Annotated in this window: 19 protein-coding genes and 1 pseudogene; 10 read left to right on the plus strand and 10 right to left on the minus strand. The window is 70.6% G+C overall.

Annotated features, from left to right (window positions below):
• Nucleotides 1–128 precede the first annotated feature (128 nt).
• Together EDD40_RS43910 and EDD40_RS43915 are read right to left on the minus strand one after the other, a co-directional pair.
• Nucleotides 129–1,529 carry an RICIN domain-containing protein gene (locus tag EDD40_RS43910; RefSeq protein ID WP_246038074.1) on the minus strand — a complete coding sequence of 467 codons (1,401 nt, stop codon included), beginning with the start codon at nucleotides 1,527–1,529 and terminating at the stop codon, nucleotides 129–131.
• A 642-nt stretch (nucleotides 1,530–2,171) separates the two neighbouring features.
• Complete coding sequence (locus EDD40_RS43915) at nucleotides 2,172–3,053, minus strand: PrsW family glutamic-type intramembrane protease (RefSeq protein WP_246038076.1); 882 nt, start codon at nucleotides 3,051–3,053, stop codon at nucleotides 2,172–2,174.
• A gap of 383 nt (nucleotides 3,054–3,436) precedes the next feature.
• Here EDD40_RS43915 and EDD40_RS35635 point away from each other — a divergent pair, with 383 nt between their 5' ends.
• Entirely contained in the window at nucleotides 3,437–4,714 is a 1,278-nt protein-coding gene (locus tag EDD40_RS35635; protein WP_246038078.1) for a GAF domain-containing protein, read from the plus strand.
• Nucleotides 4,715–4,964: 250 nt separating this feature from the next.
• On the opposite strand, the gene EDD40_RS35640 is transcribed toward EDD40_RS35635, so the two are convergent.
• A complete protein-coding gene (locus EDD40_RS35640; protein ID WP_123746804.1) occupies nucleotides 4,965–5,984 on the minus strand; it encodes a terpene synthase family protein in 1,020 nt (339 codons plus the stop codon).
• Between the two features lie 499 nt (nucleotides 5,985–6,483).
• Between EDD40_RS35640 and EDD40_RS35645 the strand changes: the two genes are divergently transcribed.
• Nucleotides 6,484–6,816: a hypothetical protein gene (locus tag EDD40_RS35645; protein ID WP_123746805.1), complete on the plus strand. Its 333-nt coding sequence runs from the start codon at nucleotides 6,484–6,486 to the stop codon at nucleotides 6,814–6,816.
• Nucleotides 6,817–6,960: 144 nt separating this feature from the next.
• On the opposite strand, the gene EDD40_RS35650 is transcribed toward EDD40_RS35645, so the two are convergent.
• Entirely contained in the window at nucleotides 6,961–7,911 is a 951-nt protein-coding gene (locus tag EDD40_RS35650) for a helix-turn-helix transcriptional regulator (protein ID WP_123746806.1), read from the minus strand.
• A gap of 125 nt (nucleotides 7,912–8,036) precedes the next feature.
• On the opposite strand from EDD40_RS35650, the gene EDD40_RS35655 reads away from it, so the two are divergent.
• Nucleotides 8,037–9,017, plus strand: a complete 981-nt coding sequence (locus EDD40_RS35655; RefSeq protein WP_123746807.1) for an alpha/beta fold hydrolase — start codon at nucleotides 8,037–8,039, stop codon at nucleotides 9,015–9,017.
• A 113-nt stretch (nucleotides 9,018–9,130) separates the two neighbouring features.
• Here EDD40_RS35655 and EDD40_RS35660 read toward each other — a convergent pair whose 3' ends face one another.
• Nucleotides 9,131–10,078: a helix-turn-helix transcriptional regulator gene (locus EDD40_RS35660; protein WP_246038079.1), complete on the minus strand. Its 948-nt coding sequence runs from the start codon at nucleotides 10,076–10,078 to the stop codon at nucleotides 9,131–9,133.
• 60 nt (nucleotides 10,079–10,138) lie between these two features.
• Here EDD40_RS35660 and EDD40_RS35665 point away from each other — a divergent pair, with 60 nt between their 5' ends.
• Nucleotides 10,139–11,272 carry an epoxide hydrolase family protein gene (locus EDD40_RS35665; RefSeq protein WP_123746809.1) on the plus strand — a complete coding sequence of 378 codons (1,134 nt, stop codon included), beginning with the start codon at nucleotides 10,139–10,141 and terminating at the stop codon, nucleotides 11,270–11,272.
• 150 nt (nucleotides 11,273–11,422) lie between these two features.
• Here the strand turns inward: EDD40_RS35665 and EDD40_RS35670 are convergent, their stop codons facing one another.
• On the minus strand, nucleotides 11,423–13,024 hold the full coding sequence (locus EDD40_RS35670) for a glycoside hydrolase family 27 protein (RefSeq protein WP_123746810.1): 1,602 nt from the start codon (nucleotides 13,022–13,024) through the stop codon (nucleotides 11,423–11,425).
• A gap of 689 nt (nucleotides 13,025–13,713) precedes the next feature.
• Between EDD40_RS35670 and EDD40_RS41200 the strand changes: the two genes are divergently transcribed.
• From EDD40_RS41200 to EDD40_RS43925, 3 genes and pseudogenes are all read left to right on the plus strand, one after another.
• The gene (locus EDD40_RS41200) at nucleotides 13,714–13,923 is read left to right on the plus strand and encodes an alpha/beta hydrolase family protein (RefSeq protein WP_148089003.1); all 210 of its coding nucleotides are present in this window, start codon (nucleotides 13,714–13,716) and stop codon (nucleotides 13,921–13,923) included.
• A pseudogene (locus EDD40_RS43920) lies at nucleotides 13,902–14,054 on the plus strand (extracellular catalytic domain type 1 short-chain-length polyhydroxyalkanoate depolymerase); the annotation flags it as partial. The gene EDD40_RS41200 and the pseudogene EDD40_RS43920, both read left to right, overlap by 22 nt.
• A 98-nt stretch (nucleotides 14,055–14,152) precedes the next feature.
• Complete coding sequence (locus tag EDD40_RS43925) at nucleotides 14,153–14,347, plus strand: RICIN domain-containing protein (protein ID WP_246038377.1); 195 nt, start codon at nucleotides 14,153–14,155, stop codon at nucleotides 14,345–14,347.
• A gap of 157 nt (nucleotides 14,348–14,504) precedes the next feature.
• On the opposite strand, the gene EDD40_RS35680 is transcribed toward EDD40_RS43925, so the two are convergent.
• Nucleotides 14,505–15,533 (minus strand): LacI family DNA-binding transcriptional regulator, encoded by a 1,029-nt coding sequence (locus EDD40_RS35680; protein WP_170185303.1) that lies wholly within the window; start codon nucleotides 15,531–15,533, stop codon nucleotides 14,505–14,507.
• A 165-nt stretch (nucleotides 15,534–15,698) separates the two neighbouring features.
• Entirely contained in the window at nucleotides 15,699–16,832 is a 1,134-nt protein-coding gene (locus EDD40_RS35685; RefSeq protein WP_246038084.1) for an ROK family transcriptional regulator, read from the minus strand.
• Nucleotides 16,833–17,054: 222 nt separating this feature from the next.
• Between EDD40_RS35685 and EDD40_RS35690 the strand changes: the two genes are divergently transcribed.
• The 3 genes from EDD40_RS35690 (at nucleotide 17,055) to EDD40_RS44500 (ending at nucleotide 20,110) form a co-directional block, all read left to right on the plus strand.
• The gene (locus EDD40_RS35690; protein WP_123746813.1) at nucleotides 17,055–18,464 is read left to right on the plus strand and encodes a glycosyl hydrolase; all 1,410 of its coding nucleotides are present in this window, start codon (nucleotides 17,055–17,057) and stop codon (nucleotides 18,462–18,464) included.
• A gap of 130 nt (nucleotides 18,465–18,594) precedes the next feature.
• The gene (gene ligD, locus EDD40_RS35695; protein ID WP_342777801.1) at nucleotides 18,595–19,695 is read left to right on the plus strand and encodes a non-homologous end-joining DNA ligase; all 1,101 of its coding nucleotides are present in this window, start codon (nucleotides 18,595–18,597) and stop codon (nucleotides 19,693–19,695) included.
• Nucleotides 19,696–19,984: 289 nt separating this feature from the next.
• Complete coding sequence (locus EDD40_RS44500) at nucleotides 19,985–20,110, plus strand: hypothetical protein (RefSeq protein ID WP_281277832.1); 126 nt, start codon at nucleotides 19,985–19,987, stop codon at nucleotides 20,108–20,110.
• 254 nt (nucleotides 20,111–20,364) lie between these two features.
• On the opposite strand, the gene EDD40_RS35700 is transcribed toward EDD40_RS44500, so the two are convergent.
• Nucleotides 20,365–21,566 (minus strand): IS3 family transposase gene (locus EDD40_RS35700; protein ID WP_123746814.1). Its coding sequence is split into 2 segments (ribosomal slippage): nucleotides 20,365–21,275 and nucleotides 21,275–21,566, totalling 1,203 coding nucleotides; the frame shifts between segments, so codons are not numbered across the junction.
• Nucleotides 21,567–21,874: 308 nt separating this feature from the next.
• The gene (locus EDD40_RS35705) at nucleotides 21,875–24,316 is read right to left on the minus strand and encodes a CHAT domain-containing protein (RefSeq protein WP_148089004.1); all 2,442 of its coding nucleotides are present in this window, start codon (nucleotides 24,314–24,316) and stop codon (nucleotides 21,875–21,877) included.
• Between the last annotated feature and the right edge of the window lie 208 nt (nucleotides 24,317–24,524).

Consider the following 24,524-nt stretch of genomic DNA (forward strand, 5'->3'; position numbering starts at 1 on the left):
CCTGGTCGTGGCCGCTGACCTGTCCGCCGCCGCTGGATGAGAGGGAGCGCACGAAGGAGTTCAGGAACGGCCGTCACCGACCACGTGTGGTGTTCCCGCGCGTGCCCGGTGACGGCCGCCTCCCGTGATCAGAAGTTCTTCCTGGCCACGGTCCAAGGCGTCTTGGACGCCAGCCCGGATGGTTCCAGGATGTAGTCGCGGGCGGTCTGGTTGCCGTTCAGGACCATGTCGAGGAACTGCACGACCGCGGTCACGGCGTCGGTCATCTGGCTACCGGTGATGAAGCCGCCGTGCCCTGCCTGGGGGTTCTCGGCCAGGACGGCGGGGACGGTGGTCAGGTTGTAGTTGGCCCTGGTGTTGTCGTAGGCGATGTCGGAGGGGCCTCCGTCCAGGTACAGCACCGGGGCGTGCAGCTTGGACAGCTCGGAGCGCGGGTAGCCGAACGAGCCGTCGGCGAAGAGCCCGCTGTTCAACGAGACGGTGGCGTCGACCCGGCGGTCCTGGGCGGCGATCAGGGCTTCCAGACCGCCGCACGAGTGGCCCGCGGTGGCCATCCTGGTCAGGTCGAGCCGCTGCGACAACGCCGCCCCGGAGCGGTTCTGCTCGCGTTCGGCCCAGGTCAGGGCGTCGGTCAGGAGCGAGGGGATGGGGGAGCCGCTGGGCAGGCCGTTGGCCGAGCCGTTGGCGGAACCGATGTCCACCACGGCGATGCCCTTCGCCGCGACGGCGGTCAGCAGCCGCGTGACCTCGCTGTTGTTGGTGTGCGCGCAAGCGCCGTTGCCGAAGGCCAGCACGGGCAGGGGACGGCCGACGGCCTGGGGGTCGGAGGGCCGGAACACGGTGAAGCGGTTGTCGCCGTACGCGCCTTCACGGGTGACCTGGAAGTTGTTCTCCACCATGGGCCGTCCCGGCTGGGGCGTCGTGGTCGTGGTCGTGGTGGTGGTGGTCGGGCTTGTCCCGCCGATCCGGACGAGCTGCCACTGCTGGTTGGCGCCGCCCCAGTCGCTGTACTGCACGACGTTGCCGCCGTCGGCGGTGGACGCGCCCTGCACCTCGACCGCCTTGTTGCTGTTGCGGTTGACCAGCCGCACGTGGCCGCCGTCGGAGTCGGCGAGCCGGAACTGCTGGTTGGTGCTGTTGTTGTCGGCCCACTGCACGATGGCGCCGCCGTCGGCGGTGGAGAAGTTGTGGACGTCCAGCACCTTGCCCGACAGCCTCGACTTCACCCGGTAGTAGCCGCCGCCGGAGTCGACGAACTGCCACTGCTGGTTGGTGCCGTCGCTGCGGGTCCACTGGGTGATGCGGGCGCCGTCGTTCGTGGCGAAGTTGTAGACGTCCAACGCCTTGCCGCTGTTGCGGTTGACCAACGCGTACCACGCGGTCGTGTCGACGGTCGCCGCCGACGCGGGCGCGGCGCCGAGCGCCGTGACCACTCCGCCCAGCAGCACGGCGACGACAGCGGTGACGCCTGCCAGGCGACGTCCGCGGGCTGGTGGGGCAGCGGTGGGCGGGTGGCCTGATCCGGCCATGCGTGTGCTCCTCTTCATCGAGGTCGGGGCAGCGTGGCAGCGGCGCGGGCAGCGCCCGGTGAGGACCGCTTGCGCCGGGGTGTTCCGTCGCGCTCGCCGCGCGAACGACGAGTGCGTCAGCGTGGTCGGTGCGAAAGCCGAGAACAGGCGCACGGGCTGAAGCGCCACTGCACGGGTGCCGGTCGCATTCATCAGACTGTGGAGGACGTCCTGCGCGCGGTCAAGGTGCGCCGAAAATGTTTCGACTGGTCAAAGGGTGAATGGTCGACCGCATTGTCGGGTGCTAAAGCAGTGCGAATTCTTTTAGCTCGCGAGAGCGCCTGCGCGGCGGCACGGGTATCAGGGCAGTCGCGCGCTGACGGTGCCCGAATCCGGCCGGACAGGTCGAGTGCCGCGGGTCAGGGGGCGGCGCGGAGACGGAGGAGTTCGGCCGGGCTCGGGCGACCGGGGGTGTCTCCTCGCCGCCTGAGCGGGCGATCTCGTGGGCGAGGTCCTGTGCGCCCTCGATCAGGTGCCGTGCCCGGCGTCGGCTGCACAGGTGCTCGCGGTAGGCCTTGCGCTGCTTGCGCAGGCCGCTGACCGCGTCGAGCGGGGCGGTTCGACGGCGCCCGTCGCGACCTCCGGTCCGAGCAGGTCCCCGACCTACGCGCGTTCGCAGGAGGAACAGCGCTCCACCGCCGCTGAGGCCGGCCATGTCGTCCCAGGCGAAGTGGAAGACCATCGCCGTGAGAGCATGGTCAGCACGCCGCGCGGCACGTCGCGCAGGAGGAACACGTGCAGCGACGAGCCGAACTGGTCGACGCCGAAGCTCTGCGTGGCGCCGTCGACCACGTGCAGGACGTCTTCGAAGACCTGGAACCCCAGGCCGATGAACGCGCCGATGACGAACCCGTCGTAGGCGCTGCGGACCAGGCGCGGTGCCAGGCCGATGAGCAGCACCAGCCCGAGCGCCTCGGCGAACTCCTCGGTGGTCGGCGCGGTCAGCCCGGCCGCCCAGTCGGCGGCGAACGCGGTGCCGCCGACCTTCGCCCGGATGTCGAGCAACGCGGTGTCGGCCGGCAGCGGTCCAGAACGTCGCGGCGACGCCACCGCAGCGCAGGAGCAGCTGGCAGGGCACCAGGTCCGGGCCGCCTTGCCCGCGGCGACATCGGTCACCGTCCCCCTCCCGGCGTGATGCTGCGCCGCAGTGCGGTCACGCCGCCCCGGTAGCGCTCGAACTGGCCCGACGCCGCCCGGCCCCGTGGCGCTCTGCGCGACGCCCACCACTCCCGCGTCGGTGGTGAGCGTGGCGCGCGACCCGTTCACACCGCGCACGTCGTCGCCCTGCGAGCGCCGCACCTGGTCGAGGAACGCCTCCGCGGTGCCTTCGAAGGCCGCACCGCGCAGCTCCACCGTCGCCCCGCCCGAAACCGGCAGCGCCTGGCGCCGGACCGGGCTCTCCTGTCCCCGGCCGACCACCGTGCCGCTCTCCAGGTGCCAGCCGACCGGCGGCGCGGCCGTCGCGCCGTCACCCAGGTCCAGCACGTCACCCGGTCGAGCCCCAAGACGGGGCGCTCGACCGGCACCCACCCGGGCGGGAGCCCCGCGCACCAGCGGCCACGGCGACTCCTCCCGGCCCGACCGGGCGCTTCTGCGGGGAGGGCCCGCCGTACTGTGGGCACGCCGCGAACCCACCCGCATGATGGATCGTCGTACTCCTTCCGGACCAGTCCGACGTGCCGTGATCCACCGGACGGGTGCCCGGTCCCGGACTGCTGTCCGGGGCACGGTGTCCGGTCCGGGAACAATCTCGCCCCGGCGTGTTTACGGCACCGGTATTCGGGCACCACAGACGAGAAATGGATCACTCGATGACAGCGGCACCAGATCAGAGACCCTTCGCCGCGGGGTCTGAGGTCGCCGGGCAGGTGGCCGGGGAGGACCTGCGGGTCCTGTTCGGGCAGTCCATCGCCGTGTTCGCCTCCCTGACGGGTCCGGAGCACGTGGTGGAGACGGCGAACCCGGCGTTCTTCGCCACCATCGGCGAGCACCGGGCGCGCACCGGCGTCCCGCTGGTGGACCTGATGCCGGAACTGGCCGGTCAGGGTTTCACCGCCCTGCTCGACGAGGTCTACCGCACCGGTGAGCCCTGCACCGGTCGTGACGTGCGGGTCGTGCTCGGCACCGGCCCGCACGCGCGGGAGGCGTTCTTCGACTTCACCTACGAGCCGCGCCGCGACGGCGGGGACGAGGTCGTCGGGGTCCGGGTGATCGGCGTGGAGACCACCCAGGTCAAGCACGCCCAGCACCTGATGGCCGAGCACCGCGCCCTGCTCGAGCAGATCGCCCGGCAGGCGCCGCTGACCGAGGTCCTCGACGGGATGGCCCGCTGCATCGAGGACCTCGCCCCGCAGGAAGTGCTCGTCTCGGTCCTGCTCGCCGACCCCGACGGCCTGCACCTGCGCCACGGGGCCGCGCCCAGCCTGCCCGACTTCTACAACGAGGCCATCGACGGGATCGCCACCGGCGAGGGCGTCGGCTCGTGCGGCACGGCCGCACACCGGCGGGAGTCGGTCGTGGTCACCGACATCGCCACCGACCCGTTCTGGGACGACTTCCGGGACCTGGCCGACCGGGCCGGGCTCGCCGCGTGCTGGTCCACCCCGATCCTGGCCCGCGACGGGAGCCTGCTGGGCACCTTCGCCATGTACCACCGCGCCCCGCGCGCCCCGCAGGACTCCGACCTGGCCCTGGCCCGCGTCTTCGCCGGCACCGCGGCCCTGGCCATCGAACGCCACCACACCGAGCAGGCCCGCCGTGACGCCGAGACCCGCGCCGAAGCGGCGCACGCCGAGCTGACCAAGGCGATGCGCGCGGAGCAGGAGCTCCGCGCCGAAGCGGAGCAGCGCGCCGAAGCCGCGGCGGAGCTGGCCGACCGGATGCACGCCGCCGAAGCCGCGCAGGCCGCCGTGCCGCATCCCCGGCAGTGCGCGCTCGGCGGCGCCGACGGGTGCGCCGCACCGGCCGAGCTCAAGGTCGCCGACGCCTGGGGCGACGCGGCGTGGGGCTGCCACGCCCACGCCGAGGAAGCCCTCCTCAACGTGCGGTCGGCGTTCATCGCCAACGAGGAGCTCGGCGGCCTGGCCGCCTACCTCAACCGCCGACCCGTCCGGGCACGACACGCGGGAGGCCCGCGCACCGGGTGAACACCGCCGCCCCGGTCGGCTGCCCGACCACCGCGGTCGCGACGCCACACGGTCATGCCCCGGGCTCAGCGTCCCGATGCGGAGTTCCGGCGCCCGCAGCGGGACGGCCGAGGAGGTAGGTGCGGGATCCCGGACCGGCGGCCCCGCCGAACCGATCCACTCCCGTGGCCGTTCGAACCACCCCACCCCGGCGCGAGGCGGCCCCCGGGTGTTCGCAGCCCGCATCCGGGACAACCCGGCGGGGCCCGGCTCAGAAACGCATCCGCGCGGCGATGCGGGCGGCGGACGTGCCGACGCCGTTCGGGCCGCCGAGTGCCGGTTCCCGTGGTGGGGTCGTCCAGTTCCGGGTGTACCGGCCGGTCACCCGGTACCACTGGTTGTCGCCGGCCATCCAGTCCTCGAGGGCCTTGACGTGGCGCAGGACCGAAGCCTGCGTGGTCGCGTCCAGGGACTGCTCGGCGAAGTAGGCGGGCAGTCGCGTGGTGGTGTGCTGGAACTCGTCGATCCTGGCGTTGTAGAGGGCGTGCGCGAGGTCGACGGCGTCTTGCAGGCCACCGCCCGAGAAGCGTCGCAGGGCGACCACACCGTTGTTGAGATCGCGCTCCAGCTCGACCTCCTTGCGGTAGGAGTGGATGTCGTTGCGCAGCCCGACGCTGTCGGCGAACGCGGTGACCAGGGTGGGCAACGGGCCGCTGAGGAACAACTCGTCCGGGAGGGCCGCCCCCAGGGTGTACGCGGCGAGGCCTGTGGACAGCTCGGTGCCCGCGGTGCGGCGCCGCTGGTCCAGGTACTCGACCGGGTCGACGACGTGGTCGCGCAGGGTGTTGTCCAGCTCCCACAGGTTGCCCCGGGCGAAGTCGACCACGTGGTCCGGGAACCGGTCCCGCAGCCGCGGGGGCATGCCCGGGGCGGTGCGCGCCCAGACGTCGGCCAGCCCGCGTTCCACCTGGTTCGCCGGGACGGGGACGCGTCTGCCCGAGAGGGGCATGAACTCCCGGAGCCGTTCGACGAACGCGGTGGCCCCGGCGAGGTCGCGGGTGTCCTTGTAGGCGGCGACGAAGTAGTCGTCCAGAGCGAGCAGGCAGACGTCCCAGAGGCTGATCCCGCACAGCTGCTCCTTCGTCGCCTCCGGGTGGGTGAGGGCCGCGAACAGCGGCCAGTCGTCGGAGTCGAAGGTGGCTTCGTCCCACGTGCCCCGGCCGGAGAGCATGCCCATCTCCCGTGCCCAGTCCTTGGCGTGCCGGCGCGCCGAGCCCACGTGCGGGTTCATCCTGGCAGGCCACGGCACGCGCAGGTCCGGGAGCACGAACGGGTATCCGGGCGTGTGCCGACCCCCGTCGGGGTCATCACCCGACCGGGCCGGCACCTGCCGTGCAAGGGCGGACCGCGACGAATCCATGTCACGGTTGTTCCAGAGGGACCATGCCGCCACAACCCCCCATCACCGTTACGGGTGACACCGGGGACCGTTCGCCGACCTACCCGGCCGGGCGTCGCGAAAGGTCCGCCGCAGCGCCGGGTCGGGTCGCGTCGGGAGTAGCGCCGGAAACCCCGTTGACCGGCGGTCGGCGGGTTGACCATCATGGCCGGCATGCAGCAGTGACCGGTGACGTCCGGAGAGGCCGACGGCGGGTTCGAGCGACTCCCCGCCGCCCTCCGCCGTGCCGTTCGAAGCCCGCGCCGCGTGATCGGCGCCGGCCGCACACCACTGGTCCCGAGGCGATGCGCCGCACCACGCCTCCTGCACGAGCACTGGAGTCACGGAGATCATGAGCGAACTCCGCCGCACCGTCCTGCCCGCGGAACGTCCCGGGCCCGGCATCGACCGCGCGGCGCTCTGGGTGGTCGACCACCTCGGCCCACCCGGCGCCCGCACACCGAGGGCACTCCTCCGCGAACGCATCCACGTCCCCCTGCCCGACCGCGATCGGCGGCGGGTGTTCGAGGGCGACGGGCACGTCCACGGCCCGTCGTCCGGCCGCGGCCACCACACCACCCGGCAAGGCCGCGTCCGAGCCCGACGGGAGCGGCACCTGGGCACCGGTGCCCGGCACGCGGTGCTCCGCGCTCGACTGCGGGGTCGAGGCCGCCGCCGGCTGTGATCGGCTGTCACCGGCGCGCGCCGCGACCCGACGCGCGCCGGTGAGGCCCTGCGGCCGTCGTAGTCGGTCGACTCGCTGTCGACGACGGGTGAAGTCCCGCTCCGACCCGCCTGCCGACCACGCTGCGGAAGCGACGGGAAGGTCTCAGCCGTACCGTTCGACGAGTGCGTTGCCGATGCGGGCCAAGTGGTCTCGCACACCCGCGGGGCCGGTGATCTCGATCCATTCGACCATCCCGGCGAGCTCCCCGGCGAGCGCGTACTCGTTGTAGCCGCGGATCACGACCTCGATGAGGCCGTCGGTCGTGGAACCTCCGACCTCGAGCCGGTCGCCGAGCACCATCCGGAGCCGGGCCATCCCGTCGGGTGCGCAGGTCGCCTGGATCTCGAGGGGTGTCCGCCTGCGTTCGACCTCGTCGGCGATCTCGCGCCAGCTCTCGGCGAGGTCGAAGTCGTCGGGTCGGCGCACGGGGTCGTCGGTCGGGTCGGCGGACGACACGCGGTCGATCCGGAAGGTCCGCCGGCCGGCGTCGGTGTTGCCGACGAGGTACCACGACGAGCCCTTGGCGACGATGCCCAGCGGGTGGGTGGTCCGCTCGGTTTCGGCGCCGTTGCCGTCGACGTAGCCGAGCCGCACCTGGACGCCGCGGATCACCGCGTCCTGGAGCACGTCGAGGAAGCGAGGCGGCGGCCGGTGCTCGACCGGGCCAGACCCCCACCGTTGCGGGTCCGTGACGAGCGACGACGCCGCCGCCTCGGCCTGCACCCGGAAGGGCTCCGGCAGGGCGCGGACCAGCTTGCGCAGCGCCGCTTTCACGGCCGGCGTCGCCGCCGAAGCCGGGCCGGCGACCAGGAACAAGGCGCGGGCCTCGCTCGCGGTCAGCCCGGACAGGTCGGTGCGGGCGCCGCCCACGAGCCGCCAGCCGCCGCCCCGGCCCTGTATCGAGTAGACGGGCACGCCGGCCATGGCCAGGGCGTCGAAGTCACGGCGGGCGGTGCGCTCGGACACCTCCAGCTCCCGGGCGACGTCCGCCGCTGTCAGCTGCTCGCGCTGTTGCAGCAGCAGGAGGAGGGCCATCAACCGGTCGGCTCGCACACCGCCGACACTCGCACAGAAAACCGGTCACGGGGTGACCTGTTTCGGTCGGCACGATGGCGACACGACCGCATCAGCCGTCGGCCGCGCCGGCGCTGACGTCCCCATGACAGACAGGAAACGCGATGTCCACTCCGACCGACTTCCCCGAACCCACCCTCGTCCGCGTCAACGGCGTGGAACTCGAGGTCTTCGAAGCGGGCCGCGAGAACGCGGGGAAGCCCATCGTGCTGTGTCACGGCTGGCCGGAGCACGCCTTCTCCTGGCGCCACCAAGTGCCGGCGCTGGCCGCGGCGGGCTACCACGTCATCGTCCCGAACCAGCGGGGCTACGGCAACTCGTCCCGTCCTGCCGACGTGGCGGACTACGACATCGAGCACCTGTCGGGCGACCTCGTCGCGCTCCTCGACCACTACGGCTACGAGGACGCCACCTTCGTCGGCCACGACTGGGGCGCGTTCGTGGTCTGGGGCCTGACCCTGCTGCACCCGAACCGGGTGAACGGCGTGGTGGCGCTGAGCCTGCCCTACCAGGAGCGCGGAGAGGTGCCGTGGATCGAGTCCATGGAGGCCGTGCTCGGCGCCGACTTCTACTTCGTCCACTTCAACCGGCAGCCGGGCGTCGCGGACGCCGTGCTCGACGAGCACGCGGCCCGGTTCCTGCGCAACCTGTTCCGCAAGAACCAGCCCCCGGCGCCGCCTCAGCCGGGTATGGCGATGATCGACCTCGCCAGGGCGGAGACGCCCCTCGGCGAGCCGGTCATGAGCGACGGCGAACTGGCCGTCTTCATCTCCGCCTTCGAGTCGACGGGCTTCACGGGCAGCATCAACTGGTACCGGAACCTCGACCGCAACTGGCGCCTGCTGGCCGACGCGGACCCGGTCGTCCGGCAGCCCGCGCTCATGGTCTACGGCGACCGCGACACGGTCCTGAGGGCCGGGCGGCTGACGGAGTTCGTGCCGAACGTGGAGGTGGTCGGCCTGGACTGCGGTCACTGGATCCAGCAGGAGAAGCCGGACGAGACGAACCGGGCGATCCTGGAGTGGCTGGCCGGGCGGGCTGCCGCCCGAGGCGCGTCCGGCACGGGGGTCGGAGCCCTTCGCTGATCCCTGCGGCGGTGACGGTCGCTTGGCGGCGCACGGTTCGCTCGCGCCGGTTCGCAGCGTGATCGGCCTTGACCGGATGCCCCGTCGGCCTGCGAGGCGCGCCGCGGGGGTGGTCAGGCGCGGGCGTAGCGCTCGGCGAGGGTGCGCAGCAGCGGCCTGAGCTCGCTGGGCGACTCGATGGTGAAGTCCATGTTCAGCATGCCGATGTAGGCGGCGATCGTGTCCAGCGAGTCGGCGCCGGTGACGAGGACCGAGGTGGTGTCGGTGACGGTCTCGACCACGCCGACGGCGGGGTGGATGCGGTCGAGGACGGCCTGGGCCGGCGCGTCGATCCGCAGGCGTGCGTGCACCTGCCAGCCGCTGGAGGCGACACGGCGCATGGTGAAGCTCGTGTAGTCCTCGTCGGGGAGGGCGGTGGGGGCGAAACGGCGGTGGGTGCGCATGCGTGGCGTGATCCAGTCGGCCCGGTAGACGTCCCACTCGCCACTGGACGGGTCGCGGGCCACGAGGTACCAGCGCCGCTTCCAGGCGAGCAGGCGGTAGGGCTCGACGAGCAGCGAGGCGTCGCGGTAGTCGAAGCGGAACCACTCGACGTCGTGGATCGCGGTCGCGATGGTGCGCAGCACGGCGTGGTCGACCTCGGGGTCCGGGGCGTCGGTGTCGGTGTTCTCCGGCGCGTGGTCGACGACCGAGGCCAGCGCCTCCACCGTCGGCCGCAGGCGCGGCGGCAGGACCTGTTCGAGCTTCGCCAGCGCGTGGGCGCTGGAGGTCTCGAGTCCGGCGATGCCGCGGCCGGCGCGCAACCCGATCACCACGGCGACCGCCTCCTCGTCGTCCAGGAGCAGCGGGGGGAGCTTGCCGCCCGCTCCGAGCCGGTAGCCGCCCGTCGCGCCGCGGGTGGCCCGGACCGGGTAGTCGAGCACGCGGAGGCGTTCCACGTCGTTGCGGATGGTGCGGGTCGTGACGCCCAGCCGCTCGGCGAGTTCGGCGCCGCTCCACGACGGGCGTGACTGCAACAGCGCCAGGAGCGCGAGGAGCCGCGCCGATGTGTCCGCGGTCACTGCGACGACCTCCGGCTTATAGGAACGAACCATTCCTATATGCACTCTAGCGTCTGTGCCATGACGAACACGGAGATCCGCCCCTTCCGCATCGAGGTCACGCAGGCCGAGCTGGACGACCTGACCGGCCGCCTCGACCGCACCCGCCTGCCGCAGCCGGCGCCGGGCGACACCTGGGAGCACGGCACCCCCAACCACTACCTGCGGGAGGCCGTGACGGCGTGGCGCGCGTTCGACTGGCGGGCCGCCGAGGAGCGGGTCAACGCCCACGCGCACTTCATCACCGAGATCGAGGACCAGCCGATCCACTTCATCCACGTCGAGTCGCCGCACGAGGGCGCGACGCCACTGCTGCTCGCGCACACCTACCCGGGCTCGTCGGTCGACTACCTCGACGTGATCGGCAGGCTCACCGACCCCGTCGCCCACGGCGGGCGGGCCGAGGACGCGTTCCACGTCGTCGTGCCGGACGCGCCCGGTTACGGCTTCTCCAACCCGGTCACCGAATCGGGCTGGACCACCGCCCGCGTGGCGCGCGCCTACGACACCCTCATGCGCAGGCTCGGCTACCGGAGCTACGGGGTCCACGGCTCCGACCACGGCGCGATGGTCGCCCGTGAGCTCGGCATCCTCGCCCCGGAGGGATTCCTGGGGTTGCACGTGCTGCAGCTGTTCTCCTTCCCGTCGGGCGACCCCGCGGAGTTCGAACGACTCGAACCGCGGGACTACGCCGGTCTGGAGCACATGCGGTGGTTCCAGAAGGTCGGCGGCTACAACACGATGAACGCCAGCAGGCCGCAGACGGTCGCGGCCGGGCTCAGCGACTCGCCGATCGGGATGCTCGCCTACAGCGAGCTGTTCAACTCCTTCGGCAACGGCACGTCCCTGGTGCCGCTGGAGACCATCCTCACCGAGGTGTCCGTCAACTGGTTCGCGAACGCCGCCGCGGGCATGGCCCGGTCCTACTTCGACAACGCGGCCGCCCCCGCCGACGAGCCCGCCCCGGTGAACGCCGCCCCGACCGGCGTGGCCGTGTTCGCCGACGACTTCCAGACCATCAGGGTGTTCGCGGAGCGGGACAACTCGAACATCGTGCACTGGAGCCGTTTCGAGCAGGGCGGCCACTTCGCCGCGCTCGAGGTCCCGGAGATCGTGGTCGACGACATCCGGGCGTTCTTCACCGCACTGCGGTGACCCGACAGCGCCTGGTGCCGGCGGTCGAGGTCTCTCCCGCGGGTGCCGGGCACGGTGGTCGCGGCGGTGCGGGAGCGTGACGCTCCCGCACCGCCGCGACCTGTGTGGTCCCGGTCGGTGGTGAACCGAAGGCCGTGGTCGCGCCGAGGGTCAGGTGCGGGTCCACTTCTGGTTGGTGCCGCCGTGGCAGTCCCAGATGATGACCTTCGTGCCGTTGGCGGTGGCGCCGCCGTTGACGTCCAGGCACCTGCCCGACGCCACCGCGGTCACGCTGCCGTCGGAGTTGAGGCGGAACTGCTGGTTGGCCTGGCCGTTGCAGTCCCACAACGTCACGGCGGTGCCGTTGGCGGTGCCCTGGTTGTAGACGTCCAGGCACTTGGCGCCGTCGTAGGCGCGCAGCTCACCGGCCGTGGTCGTGGTGAAGCGCTGGTTGGTCTGGCTGTTGCAGTCCCAGATCTGGGCCAGGGCGCCGTTGGTCGGCGTGCTGCCGGGGATGTCCAGGCAGCGGCCGGAGTTCTGGCTCACCAGGGAGAACGACGTGGGCACGGGGCCTCCGCCGCCGCTGACGACGTACACCGCCGTGCCGTGGGCCGGGACGCTGGCCGAGATGGCGCCGGAGGTGGTGGTGGTGCCGTTGGTCCAGGCGTCGCGCAGCGTGAACGAGCTGCCCGACAGGCCGATCGCGCTCGCCGTGGTGGAGACGGTGGTCGTGCCGCCGCTCTGGTTGAACAGGGCGACCGCGACGTTGCCGTCGGCCAGTCGCTTGGCCAGGACGCGGCGGGTGCCGTCGTTGGAGATCTGCCGGGCCTGCAGGCCGAGGCTGTCCTGGTTGATGGCGATGAGGTTGGCGTTCTTGAGGATGGTGGTCGTGGCGGCGTTCATGTTGCGCAGGTCGTTGCCGGCGATGAGCGGTGAGGCCATGATCGCCCACAGGGCGAAGTGGCTGCGCATCTCGGTGTCGGTCATGCCGCCGCGGCCGACCTCCATCATGTCGGGGTCGTTGAAACCGCCCGGTCCGGCGTAGGAGGCGAGCGGCACGGTGACGTTGACGATGTTCTGGATGCCCATCGGGTAGCCGTTGGTCTGCCCGGTGTCCCACTTGTTGGTGATGTCCTCGGTGGTGCGCCACATGTTGGCCACGTCGCTCCAGTTGCGGCGGGGCCCGGTCTTGTCGTGGATGCTGTTGGAGTTGATGCTGTAGACGATCGGCCGCCCGGTGGCCTTGAGGGCGTCGCGCATCTTCGCGAAGGTGCGCACCTGGTCGTCGATCGTGCCGCTGGGCGAGCACCAGTCGTACTTCAGGAAGTCCACGCCCCAGGCGGCGAACTGCCGGGCGTCCTGCTCCTCGTGGTTCAACGCCCCCGTGGAGCCGGGGTAGGAGTCGAAGTACTGCGCGCACGTCTCGGCCAGCGGCGCCTGGTAGATGCCGAACTTCAAGCCCTTGGAGTGGATGTAGTCGCCCAGCGCCTTCATGCCGCTGGGGAACCGGCTCGGGTCGCCCTGCAGGTTGCCCGACGAGTCGCGGTTGGGGTTCATCCAGCAGTCGTCCACCACCACGTACTGGTAGCCGAGCTCACGCATCCCGGAACCGGCCATCGTGTCGGTCATCTGCCGGATCAACGCCTCGTTGATGTTGCAGCCGAACGTGTTCCACGAGTTCCACCCCATCGGCGGGGTGCGCGCCACACCGTTCTCCAACGCCTGCGCGGACGACGTGGGCAGTGCCGCCGTCACCGCGGACAGCAGCAGCATGCCTGCCGCCACCAGCGTTGCCGCCCTGCGGGGGCGGGGAAGTCGTGTTGCTGTCACCTGGTTCACTCCTCGGTGCGTACGACATTCCGGCTGCCACCCGTGCTGCCGCACGGTCGGGCGAAGCGTTGCCCGGTGCTCCGGAATTCCGGGTTGGACAGGTCCGCCGGCGGGCTGTGACGGGGCGGCTCCGTCACCGGCGCCCGGCTTCGACGAAAGACAGTGTCGCACCCGTTGTTCACGCTCACAAGACGCTTCTCGGGAAAAGGAGCGCTCGTTAGTGGCCGTGAGGTATCCATGTGAGACGGCATGTTCGCTTATCGCCGCAGAACTGCTTCTACCTGCGACTATGCGATTTCGGGGTCAGGTGATTCGACGATAATTCGACGACATTAACCGCAGGTGAGCGCTAACAATTGAGCTGAGGTGGTGCGTTGACTCGCCGGCCTCTCCGGCTACACCGGATCGCGGGTCACGGCCCCGCGATCCGGTGCGGCACTCGTGGCGACCTCGGTCCACGCGCTCGTCGCGCAGCCGATTCCCGAACCGCGCGCACAACGACACGACCGCCCTTCTCGCACCCACTTCTCGCACCCCGGCCATCCCGTGGTGGTCGGAACGCCGCCGCGCCCGCCGCCTGCCGCCCCGCACCCGCCGACGCGGCGCGCGGCGACGTGCCCTGAGGGGCGCTGGTGTCGGCCGGGCCCGCGGCGGCCGCCACGCTGACCCGCGTCACCGACTTCCGCGCCACCCCCACCACCCTCGGCATGTACGTCCACGTGCCCGACAACGTCGCACCTCGTCCCGCCTCGCCGGTCCTCGTGCACTACTGCGGCGGATCGGCCGGCGCGGTCTTCAACGGCACCGGCACTGCTTCGACGTGTCCACCCGCGCCGGGCTGACCCGCGACGGCGGCGGCGACTCCACGGGCATCATGTCCATGGTCGGCTGGACCCGCCGGCGCCACAACGTCGACCCGGCCCGCACCGTGGTCAGCGGGTTCTCCTCCGGGGCGGTGATGACGAACGTGCCGGTGGCCCAGTACCCGGATTTCTTCGCCGCGACCTCGGCTTTCTCCGGTGTGCCCGCCGGGTGCTTCGCGACCACCAACGGCTCGCTGTGGAACAGCCAGTGCTCCGGCGGGAACGTCGCTGGACGTGCCACGGGGGCGCCAACCAGAAGTGGCGGCTCAACACCGACGGCTCGATCACCGGCGTGGCCTCGGGACTGTGCCTGGAAGTCACCGGCGGCTCGACCACCAACGGCACGTCCGCGCGGCTGTGGACCTGCGACGGCCGGGACAGCCAGAAGTGGAACCGCGTGTGACCCGCCGGCGCGGCGCCGGGGGAGGCGACCGCGCGACGTCGAAAGCGCCTGCCCGCCCGGGTCGCCTCCCGCGGCACGATCGGGGTGCGCACGGGCAGCGCCACCGGCACCGTCGTCGGCCGCTGCGCCCCTGACCGGCGGCGCGCGGCACTCGCGGTCAGGCGCTGCCGCCGCGCACGAGTTCGGTGGGCAGCAGGAGGCCGGGGTCGTCGTCGTGGCCGCGTTCGACCTGGCGCAGGCAGCGGGTGACCAGCTCGTGCGAGATGCGCTCGACGGGGATGCGGGCGCTGGTCAGGGTGGGGTCGGTCGCCAACGCGACGCCACCGCCGTCGAAGCCGGTGATCGCCACGTCCGCGCCGACCTTGAGGCCGAGGGAGTGCGCGACGCCGGTGACGACGGCGGCGACGGCGTCGCTGCCCGTCACGATGGCGCTGGGCGGGTTCTTGCCGGTGAGCAGTTGGCGTGCGCGACGGCGGACGCCCTGGTCGGGGCCGCGGAAGACCGAGGTCTTGGGCAGGCGGACCCGGTGGTGGGCCAGGCGGCGGGTGAAGCCGTCGAGGCGTTCGGTCTTCCAGTACTGGTCGCCGTCGGCGCCGAGGTAGGCGAACCGCCGGTGGCCTTCGACGACGAGCATGTCCACGATCGTGCCCATGCCCGTCACGTTGTCCACGTCGACCCAGTGCTGGGGCAGGTCGGGCGCGAGGCGGCCGAAGCAGGCGAAGGGGATGTGGTTGTCGGCCAGGAAGCGGGCCCGCTCGTCCTCGACGCCGGATTCCGACAGGATGACCGCGTCCACGGCGTGGCGGGCGACGAGGTCTTCGAAGACGCCGAGGGGATCTTCACGGTGGTGGGTGAACACCAGCACCTGGTGGTTCACCTCGGCGCCGGCCTTGATCAAGGACAGCAGGAAGTGCAGGGTGAAGCCCTGCGCCCGGTCCAGCTGCTCGCCGAAGATGTGGTAGCCGATCTGCATCGTGCGCCGCGAGCGCAGCGTCTGGGCGGCGCGGTTGGGCTGGTACCCCAGCCTCCGCATGGCGTCGGTGACGTTCTCGAAGGTGGCGGCGGAGTAGTACGCCTCGCGACCGTTGAGCACGTTGGACACCGTCTGCCGCGACACACCCGCGGCGGCGGCCACGTCCACGATGCCGATCCGCCGTCTGGTCCGGCCCGCACCGCCCGCGGGCACTTCTCCACCTCCGCGCACCGACCCCATGATCCACCGCCGGTAACGACCTGGACACATTGAACGCTCAACGTTGCGAACCTGTTACAGCGTCCGGTGGTGGCCGGTCAGACCGTCCGCCACCGCTCATGGAACGTTCAACGAGATGGCTGCCCCGAGTTCGTCGGATCAGGCGGCGCCGGTGATCGCGGCTTTGATGGCGAGGGCCGCGGCGGCACGCGCCCATTCGCCGAAGTCGAACGGTCGCACGTCCAGGTCGATCAGGGCGGGGTCGTCTTCGTAGGTGTTCCCGATGCCTGCGCGCACCTGCCCGGAAGCGATCTCGTAGAGGGGCAGGCCGTCGCCCGTGAGCAGGATCTTGGCCGGGTCGATGAAGTTGGCGGCGTGCCCGATGAGGACGCCGAGCGCGTAGCCCGCTTCGGCGAAGACCCGTCCGGCGTCCGGGTCGCCGGCCCGGGCCCGCTCGACCGCTTCGTCGTAGGTCGCGCACCCGTCGAGCCGCCGCAGGATGACGTGGCTCATCAGGTAGCTGGAGGCGCAGCCGCGATGGCCGTAGCCGCACTGCGGTCCTCCGGGGTCGACGAGGAGGTGGGCGAAGCGGGGCGGCAGCCCGTGCGCGCCCTGGACGAGTCCGCCGTCGACGACCAGGCCGACGCCGACGCCGGCGCCGATGGTGATCAGCACCATCGAGTCGACACCCGCGCCGGCGCCGAACCAGTGCTCGGCCGAGGTGAGGGCCTGCACGTCGTTGTCGACGGTCACCGGCAGCCCGGTCGCCTCGGTCACCGCGGACGCGAGCGGCACGTCCCGCCACCCCAGGAACCCGGCGTCGGCCACGACGCCGCCGCGCACGACGCCGCCGAGCGTGATGCCGATGCCGGTCAGTCCCGGGCGGTCGGCCGCGATCGCGGCGATTTGGGTGACCACCTCGTCGGGATCGGTGGAGCGCAACGGCTGCTCGACGGCTTCGGACGGCGTGGCGGTCAGGTCGGTCACGGTGGCGTAGCAGCGGTCGGCGGTGAGCTTCACGCCGAGGAAGCGGTGTGCCTCGCCGCGGACGTGCAGGATCTCCGACGGGCGGCCGGTGGAGGAGCGCCGTTCGGTGCCGCCTTCGACCAGCAGGCCGTGCGCGACCAGCGCCCTGGCCGCACGGGTGAGCGTCGCCCGGGACAGGCGCAGCCGGAGCGCGATCTCGACGCGCGGCCCGGGGCCGTGGATCAGCACGTCCAGCAGCACGTCGCGGGCGGCTTCGGGCAGGTCCGGCCACGGCGACGTGGTGCCGGCACGGGGTGGTGACGTCACGACGCGACGATACCGTCCGTAGTCGTTCCGCCCTCGCGGTCGACAGCGCGACGTCCCGGCGAGCGCCGGAGCGCTACCGGCGTCGTGCGCGCGTCTGAGCCGTCGCCGCTCGTCAACGGGCCGGTCGAGCACCCACACGACACCGTTGACTTTGTTTCATCTTGAGCTTAACAATGTGGTGCACCGCATCGTCGTCACACCGCGTGGATCAAAGGAGATTGCATGCGCGCCCTACGACGCACGGGCAGAGCCCTGCTCGCCCTCGCGCTGGTCATCCCGGCCCTGACCGCGGTCGGCGTGCCCGCCGACGCCGCCCCCGCCCCGCTCGTGGGAGCGGGGTCGAACAGGTGCCTGGACGTGGTCGGCAACTCCCGGACCGCCGGCACGGCGGTGGACATCTGGGACTGCAACGGCCAGGCCAACCAGGCGTGGGAGTTCTCCGCACCCGGTGAGCTGAGGGTCTTCGGTGGCACGCGCTGCCTGGACGTGCCCGACCAGTCGACCACCCCCGGCGCCCGCCTGGCGATCCAGACCTGCAACGGCCAGGCCAACCAGCGCTTCCGGGCCAACTCCGACGGCAGCATCACCGCCACCCAGTCCGGCCTGTGCCTGGACGTGGAGAACCAGGGCACCGCCAACGGTGCGGCCGTCCTCACCTGGAACTGCAACGGCCAGGCCAACCAGCGGTGGCGCACCGGCGGGACCACTCCCGGCCCGAACCCGCAGTGCTCGGTGAACCCGGTCAACCCGGACGCCACGGCGCAGGCCCGCAAGCTGCTGTGCTACGTGCACTCCCAGTACGGCAACCACATCCTCTCCGGGCAGCAGGAGTCGACGTGGATCGGCGGCCCGGACTACGAGATCAACCACATCCGGAACAACACCGGCAAGTACCCGGCCATCCGGGCGCTGGACTTCGGCGACTCCAAGGACCTCGCGCCGCGCGCCATCGCGTGGTGGCAGGCGGGCGGCATCCCGATGATCGGCTACCACATGGGCGCGCCGACCAAGCCCGACACCTACGAGGGCACCCAGATGCAGGTGTCGATCAACGCCGTGCTGACCTCGGGCACGGCCGAGTACCGCTCCTTCATCGACCGCCTCGACCAGGCCGCGACCATGCTCCAGCAGTTGGAGAACGCCGGCGCGGCGGTCATCTGGCGGCCGTTCCACGAGGCCGGCGGCACCTGGTTCTGGTGGAGCAAGGAGGGCGGCGGCCAGTACAACCGGCTCTGGAACTTCATGTACGACTACTTCACCAACACCAAGGGCCTGGACAACCTGGTCTGGCTGCACGGCTACAACGGCCAGCCGCAGGCGTCGTTCTACCCGGGCAAGTCGGTCGTGGACATCGGCGGGGCCGACACCTACGCCGGTGACGGCAACTACGACCCGCAGAACGCCATGTACAACGCCGTGCGCACCATCGTCGGCGGCACGGTCCCGATCGCCCTGCACGAGAACGGCCCGATCCCGGACCCCGACCGGTTGCAGTCCACCAACACCCGCTGGGTGCTGTTCGGCACGTGGCACGGCAACCACCTGACCGTCAGCAACTCCGTGAGCCACCTGCAGAAGGTCTACAACCACAGCTACGTCGTCACCCGCGACGAACTGCCCGACCTCAAGTAGACCTCGCGCCCCACCAACGGCGGCCCGTCGTCCCGCGGCGGGCCGCCACAGCGACCGCGGGGCCAGGGTGTCCTCGCAGGTGCGGTCGGGTCGGACCTGGCTGCGTTGCCAGGGGCGTTGCCCCATGGAGGTGCCAGCCGATCGTGTGGTGCGGGTGGGGCAGAGGTGGCTGTTGGCCGGTCGTGCGCTCGCGCCGCGGCTGATTCCCGGTGACGATGACTACCTGTCGGTGCCGGAGGTGGTCGGGGTGGGACGTGCGGCCGCTGTGCCCGGTGACCAGCCGATCATCGCGCCGATGCTCGCGACGCCGGGCGATCCGCCGACGGGCCCGGGTTGGGTGGTGGAGTTCAAGTGGGACGGCTACCGCGGGGTGGCGTACTGCCAGGGCGGTGATGTCCGGGTGCTCAGCCGCAACCAGCTGGACCTGACCGACAGGTTCCCGGAGTTGCGGGTGCTGCCGGAGGTGGTGGGAGGACGCACGGTCGTGCTCGACGGTGAGATCGTCGCCCTCGGTCCGGATCAGCGTCCCAGCTTCGAGCTGCTGCAACGACGCACCGGCGACACGGTCGGGGTGCGGGCGCTGAGGGCGGCACCGATTGCCTACTACGTGTTCGACCTGCTGGTGCTGGACGGGCGGTCGGTGTGGAACCTGCCCTACGCGGAGCGGCGGGCGATGCTGACCGGGTTGCGGTTGCCCGGTGAGCACGCGGTCCAGGTGCCGCCGTGCTTCCCCGACACCGAACCGGCGGCCATCCTGCGGGTGGCGGGGCAGTACGAGCTGGAGGGCATCGTCAGCAAACGCGCCACCTCCCGCTACGAACCGGGGCGCCGGTCACCGGCCTGGGTCAAGACACCGCTGCGTCGGACCGCGGAAGTGGTCGTCGGCGGGTGGAAGCCGGGGCGAGGACGGCGTTCAGGCACGATCGGCTCGCTGTTGTTGGGCGCCTACGACGGGGCCGACCTGGTGTTCGTCGGGCACGTCGGCACCGGCTTCACCGACCGGGCCTTGGCCGACCTGCGGCAGCGGCTGGCCGGGCTGCAACGTTCGAGCAACCCGTTCGGCACATCGGTCCCGCGCGAGTTCGCCCGTGACGCGCGGTGGGTCGAGCCGGTGCTCGTCGGCGACGTCGAGTTCCGGAACTGGACCACCGACCACCGGCTGCGCCACCCGTCCTGGCGCGGCCTGCGCGACGACCGCATCCCACGGGAAGTCCACCACCCCGGCCACTGACCGTGACCTAGCGGGCGGTGGATGCGGGATTCACGGCGGGCAGAAAGCGAGCTTTATGGTGGACGGATACTGGGCTTGACTCTCGGGGAGAGCGAGGTGGCCGCCCAGTTCATCACCTGGACCGGGATGGGCGCCGCGAGCCCGACGGGATGAGCTACCGGCAATCGGTGACCCCTGACCGCCCGCAAGGCCGGATGGACACCACGATCCGCTCACCCAACCGCGGCATGATCGTGGTCGGTGGGCCGCTTGGCGGAATCCCGCCCACACCGCCGGCTACCGCACCGCGTTGTGGACCGGGATCGCCGGGCTGGTCGGCGCGGCGCTCATCCTGGGCTGGTCCCCGTTCCGGCACGCCGAGGTCCCCACCGCCACGACGGACACGGACCACTCGGCGGACAACGATCACCGGTAGCGCGGGGACGCTTCCACAGAACCCAGAAACCCTCAGATCCGAGACACACCCGGCCACCGACCACGCGCGCGGTTGCACCCGAGTCGCCCGATTTGGCAGACGCGGTCACCGCACCTTGCCCACGAGACCCTCTTTGATGAGTCGGGCGAACGTTTCGACGTCTGTGTCAGTGGTGATCTCGATGCTGACCGAACCCTTGTCGCCCTTCACCGTCATGCGTACGCGGGCCCTGACCCCGGATGTTGGACACGGGGTTATGCGGCTGGGGTCAGCGTAACCGGTGTTGGTAGCAGGCCGTTCTCGTAGTCGATCGGGGACATCTGGCCGAGGTGGGAGTGACGTCGTCGGGTGTTGTAGCGGTGCGCCCAGCCGAACACCGCCAGGCGCGCTTCCCTTGCGCTGCCCCAACTCCGGGCGCCTTGCAGTGTTTCGCGTTTGAAGGAGGCGTTGAGGCTTTCGGCGGCGGCGTTGTCCGCGGAGCTGCCGACCGCGCCCATGGACCTGGTGACCCCGGCGGTGCGGCAGGCTTCGGCGAAGGATTTGGCGCCGTATTGGGCTCCGTGGTCGCTGTGGAAGATCGCCCCGGCCAGGCTGCCGCGTGTCCGCTCGGCGGCGTGCAGGGCGTCGAGGACCAGGTCGACGCGCATGTGGTCGGCGACGGCCCAGCCGACCAGCCGGCGCGAGCACAGGTCCATCACGGTCGCGAGGTAGAGGAAGGTGCCGTCGGCGATGGGCAGGTAGGTGATGTCTCCGACGTAGCGGGTGTTGGGTTCCTGGGCGGTGAAGTCGCGTCCGAGCAGGTCCGGGGCCTTGACCGCAGTGGGGTCGGCCGTGGTGGTGCGGTGCCGGCGGCGCAGCCGCAGCCCGGCCAGGCCGATGCCGCGCATCACGCGGGCGACGCGCTTGTGGTTGACCTCGTGTCCGGTGTCGTGCAGTTCGGCGGTGATGCGCGGGACGCCGTAGGTGCCCGCCGACTCGCGGTGGATCACCCGGATGCGCGCGGCCAGGTCCGCGTCGGCCGCGGCGCGGGCCGCCCGGTCCGGGGCGGTGGCCTTCCAGTGGTAGTAGCTGGACCGGGCGAGGCCGATGACCTGGCACAACCGCTTCACGCCGTACTGGCGTCGGTTTTCGGAGACGAACTCGAAGCGGTTCACCAGCGCGTCTCCCCTGCGAAATACCGGGCCGCCTTGCGCAGGATGTCGCGTTCCTCCTCCAGTTCGCGGATCCGCCTGCGCAGTGCGGCGTTCTCGTCCTCCGGCGAGGCCGGAGCCGAGGCGCTCGCGGTGGAGGCGGGCGCTTCGGTGCGTTGTGCGTCGTCGAGCCGGATCCAGTTGCGCAGCGTCTCGTGGTTGACGCCCAGGTCCTGGGCCACCGATTTGATCGTCGCGCCTGGGCGGGACCGGTAGAGCGCGACCGCCTCGGCCCGGAACTCCGGCGGGTAGTGCTTCATCACCATCTGAACGGGACTCCTGTCCACCCGGATCGTCAGGATCCAAGTGTGTCTGGTGTCCAACGTCCGGGGTCAGGGCCCCGCCTCCGGACTCCTTGGCGAACCTGTTCTTGATCAGCTGGGCGAGTCTGGTGAAGGTGTCGGGTGCCTGGAGGAGGCTGATCGCGGTTGCCGATGAGATCGCAGTGTCGATCAGGATGGTTGCGATACCGCCTCGCGGTCCAGGTCGTACTGCCAAGCCCTCGGACACCAGCTCGTCCACGAGTTCCTCGGGCACTTCAACGCGTAACATCGCAACTCTCCTCGGTCAGGTCTCAGTAGGCGTGGTAGGCGGTCCAGATGATCGGGTGTGGATCTTTGATGTCCTCCCGGTGATCGAATCCGCCGCGCAGTGAGTAGATCTTCCACTCGCGCAGCATTCGCAGCTGCGCGGCACGGAGGAGCACGGCGTGATCGGTGCCCGGTGCCAGCATTCCCTTGATCAGCAGGTCCTCGAACGCTTCGGTGAACGACGTGTCCATGATGTCGATCGCGGTTGAGACGACCTGCGTGGCGCCTGCCTGGATGAGCCCGGCCGCGAGGCCGAGTCCTTCGCCGGCGAGCAGGGATCCGCCAGAACTCGAGCATCCGGTGACCATCACGCGAGAAGGCATCGGCAGGAACGGTGTGCCGTCGTCCAATGTCCCGAACAGCTCACCCGCCTGGACGAATCCTTCTGTGAGCGGCAGGGTGGACCAGGCCGGATCGGAGTCGTGCACCGCGTGCCCCCGGTAGTAGAAGAGGCCGGGGGTACCGGGCCCGATCTCGTGCAGCGTGCTCATGAGGGTGTCCTTGGTGGCAGGCACGGCTGAGTCCGGCCCGCCCAACAAGGTTCTCGCGCTCGAAACCGGTGAGATGGCGGTTCGCTCGCGCAGCGTCCCATCCGGGTTGTCGCAGGCGAGGAGAAACGGGATCGGAGTACCGGCGGGCGGTTGCGGACGGCTCCTGCGGCTGAGTTGGGTAGGCGCGGAGGTCCACATCCGCAGGACCGCGTGCTCGATGAGGCGGTCCTGGGTGCCGGGGACGACGGCGATCGGCCACGGCACGCAGCCGAACTCCCGTGCGGCCGCGATGGTGACCTCCAGCGGCGCGTCCGCCGTCCGCAGCAGGTCGACGAGTGCGTCAGGCAGCAGTGCGCCGATCGTGTGCGAGATGATCTGCTCCTCCGGTGACATCCACGCCGCCAGGTGCAGGTAGGGCTCGTAGTAGTCACCAGCCTGGTGCTGGTACGGCGGAAGGCTCCAGGTCTCCGGTTCCGCGGAGTCCGAGTGGCCGGCGAGCCCGAGCAGCACGGGCGTGACGTTCTCGGTGCGACTCAGATCGGTCATGCCGCAGCCGATCGGTTCTCCGTCGCCGGCGAGGAACCAGAACATGACGCCGTTCTCGACGTGGGTGGACCAGAACAAGCCTTCGGGCAGCGCGTCGTCCAACGCCCGGCTCACCGACGTCGCACCTGCGATCGAGTGATGGTTCGTTACGGGGAAAAGCGAAGTCCCTCTGTAAGTCACCGGCGCATAGGATTCGAGCAGTGTCGTGGCCAAACCGTCGTTCATCGCCGCAAAAATCGCGGATGACACCATGACGTCATCGGGCTGTTCACGGCCGTTTTCGCCTGTCGCTGCGGCAACGGTCTCGCCCGCGCTGCGCAGGCCGTCCTTCTCGTCGTGATTCGTCTCGATCTCAGTGGCGATCAACGACTGGAGCCGGCTCGACTCGATCAGTTCGGCGACGGCACGGGCGTCCCCCATTTCCACACTTGCCCGAAGTGCCACGTACCTGGCGTGCCCGAAACGGCTCCAGATCTGATGTCGTTGCCGATGGGAGCAAGCCAGGTAGCGCTGCTCGTCAATGGACGACCACGCGCTCACCGCTAGCCTCAAGGCAGTCTCGTGATCATTCATGGACGAGTAGATGCCTGCGGCTGCCTGAGTCAACGAGCCGTTCAAGTAGCCATCGGCCTGCTCCGCGCGGAGTTCGCCCCGTGCCTCAAGCAGCAATGCCAGTGCGTGTCCGCTGCGGTTCTCCGCAACCAGCCGCTCCGCTATCACCACAGTCAGGTAGGCGTAGGTGACCGCACTCATCGACCGAACCTGGGAGACCTTGGAAGCTACGTCCACGTCCAGTTCGACGTCAGTGGTGAGCAACTGGTCGACAATGTCACGGAAAACTTGACCGGCCCGATGTGTTATGCGGTCCGGCATGAGGTCGAACCAATTGCGTGCTCCTTCGGCATTGCCCGCCATGAGCTCACAGGCGATCGCCTGACTGGAAATTGCACGGATGGTCGACCTCCGGCTGCGCCCTCCGTACAGCAGAGTTCCCGCGAAACACTCGGAAGCCAACTCCCAGTCGCCAAGCCGCGCGTACTGGCGGCCGAGGAGTTCGAACAGCTGCGCGACCTGGATGTCCGCGGGCAACGGTGTGTGGATCAAGCGAGGTTTGCGTCCCATTCGCACGAGCATCGACTGCGTCCAGGCGAGACCCGCATTTCCGTAGTCACCCTCGTCGTAGAGCTTCAACCCGTCGAAGAAGCCGGCCAGTTCTGCCAACCTCCCGTACAGCTTGCGCGGGAGGTCGGTCTTCCGCTCGAGGTAGCGGTCGAGCGCTGTTGCGAGCCGACGTGCTCTGGCGGACGCCAAGCGCCCGTGCTCGGGCAACTCCTCACGACGACATATGACCCCGGCGACGAACAGGCACCAGCCGTAGATGTGTCTCAAGAGCCCGCCCAGCGACCGCTCTGCTCACCCGCCGGAACCGACGAGTTGTGAGCTACATCGCCCACGAAGCGCCGGACGTGACACCCGGCCTGCCGAAAGTCTCGTCGGCGCAGGTCAAGTGGCGTGTTCATATTCTTTAGGCTGCGTCGGTGTCCCTGCCGGCACTGCGGCTTGGCTGGACCCGGGGGAGTGCCACGACGTCCTGCCG

This window comes from Saccharothrix texasensis (genome assembly GCF_003752005.1).
Lineage (GTDB): Bacteria > Actinomycetota > Actinomycetes > Mycobacteriales > Pseudonocardiaceae > Actinosynnema > Actinosynnema texasense.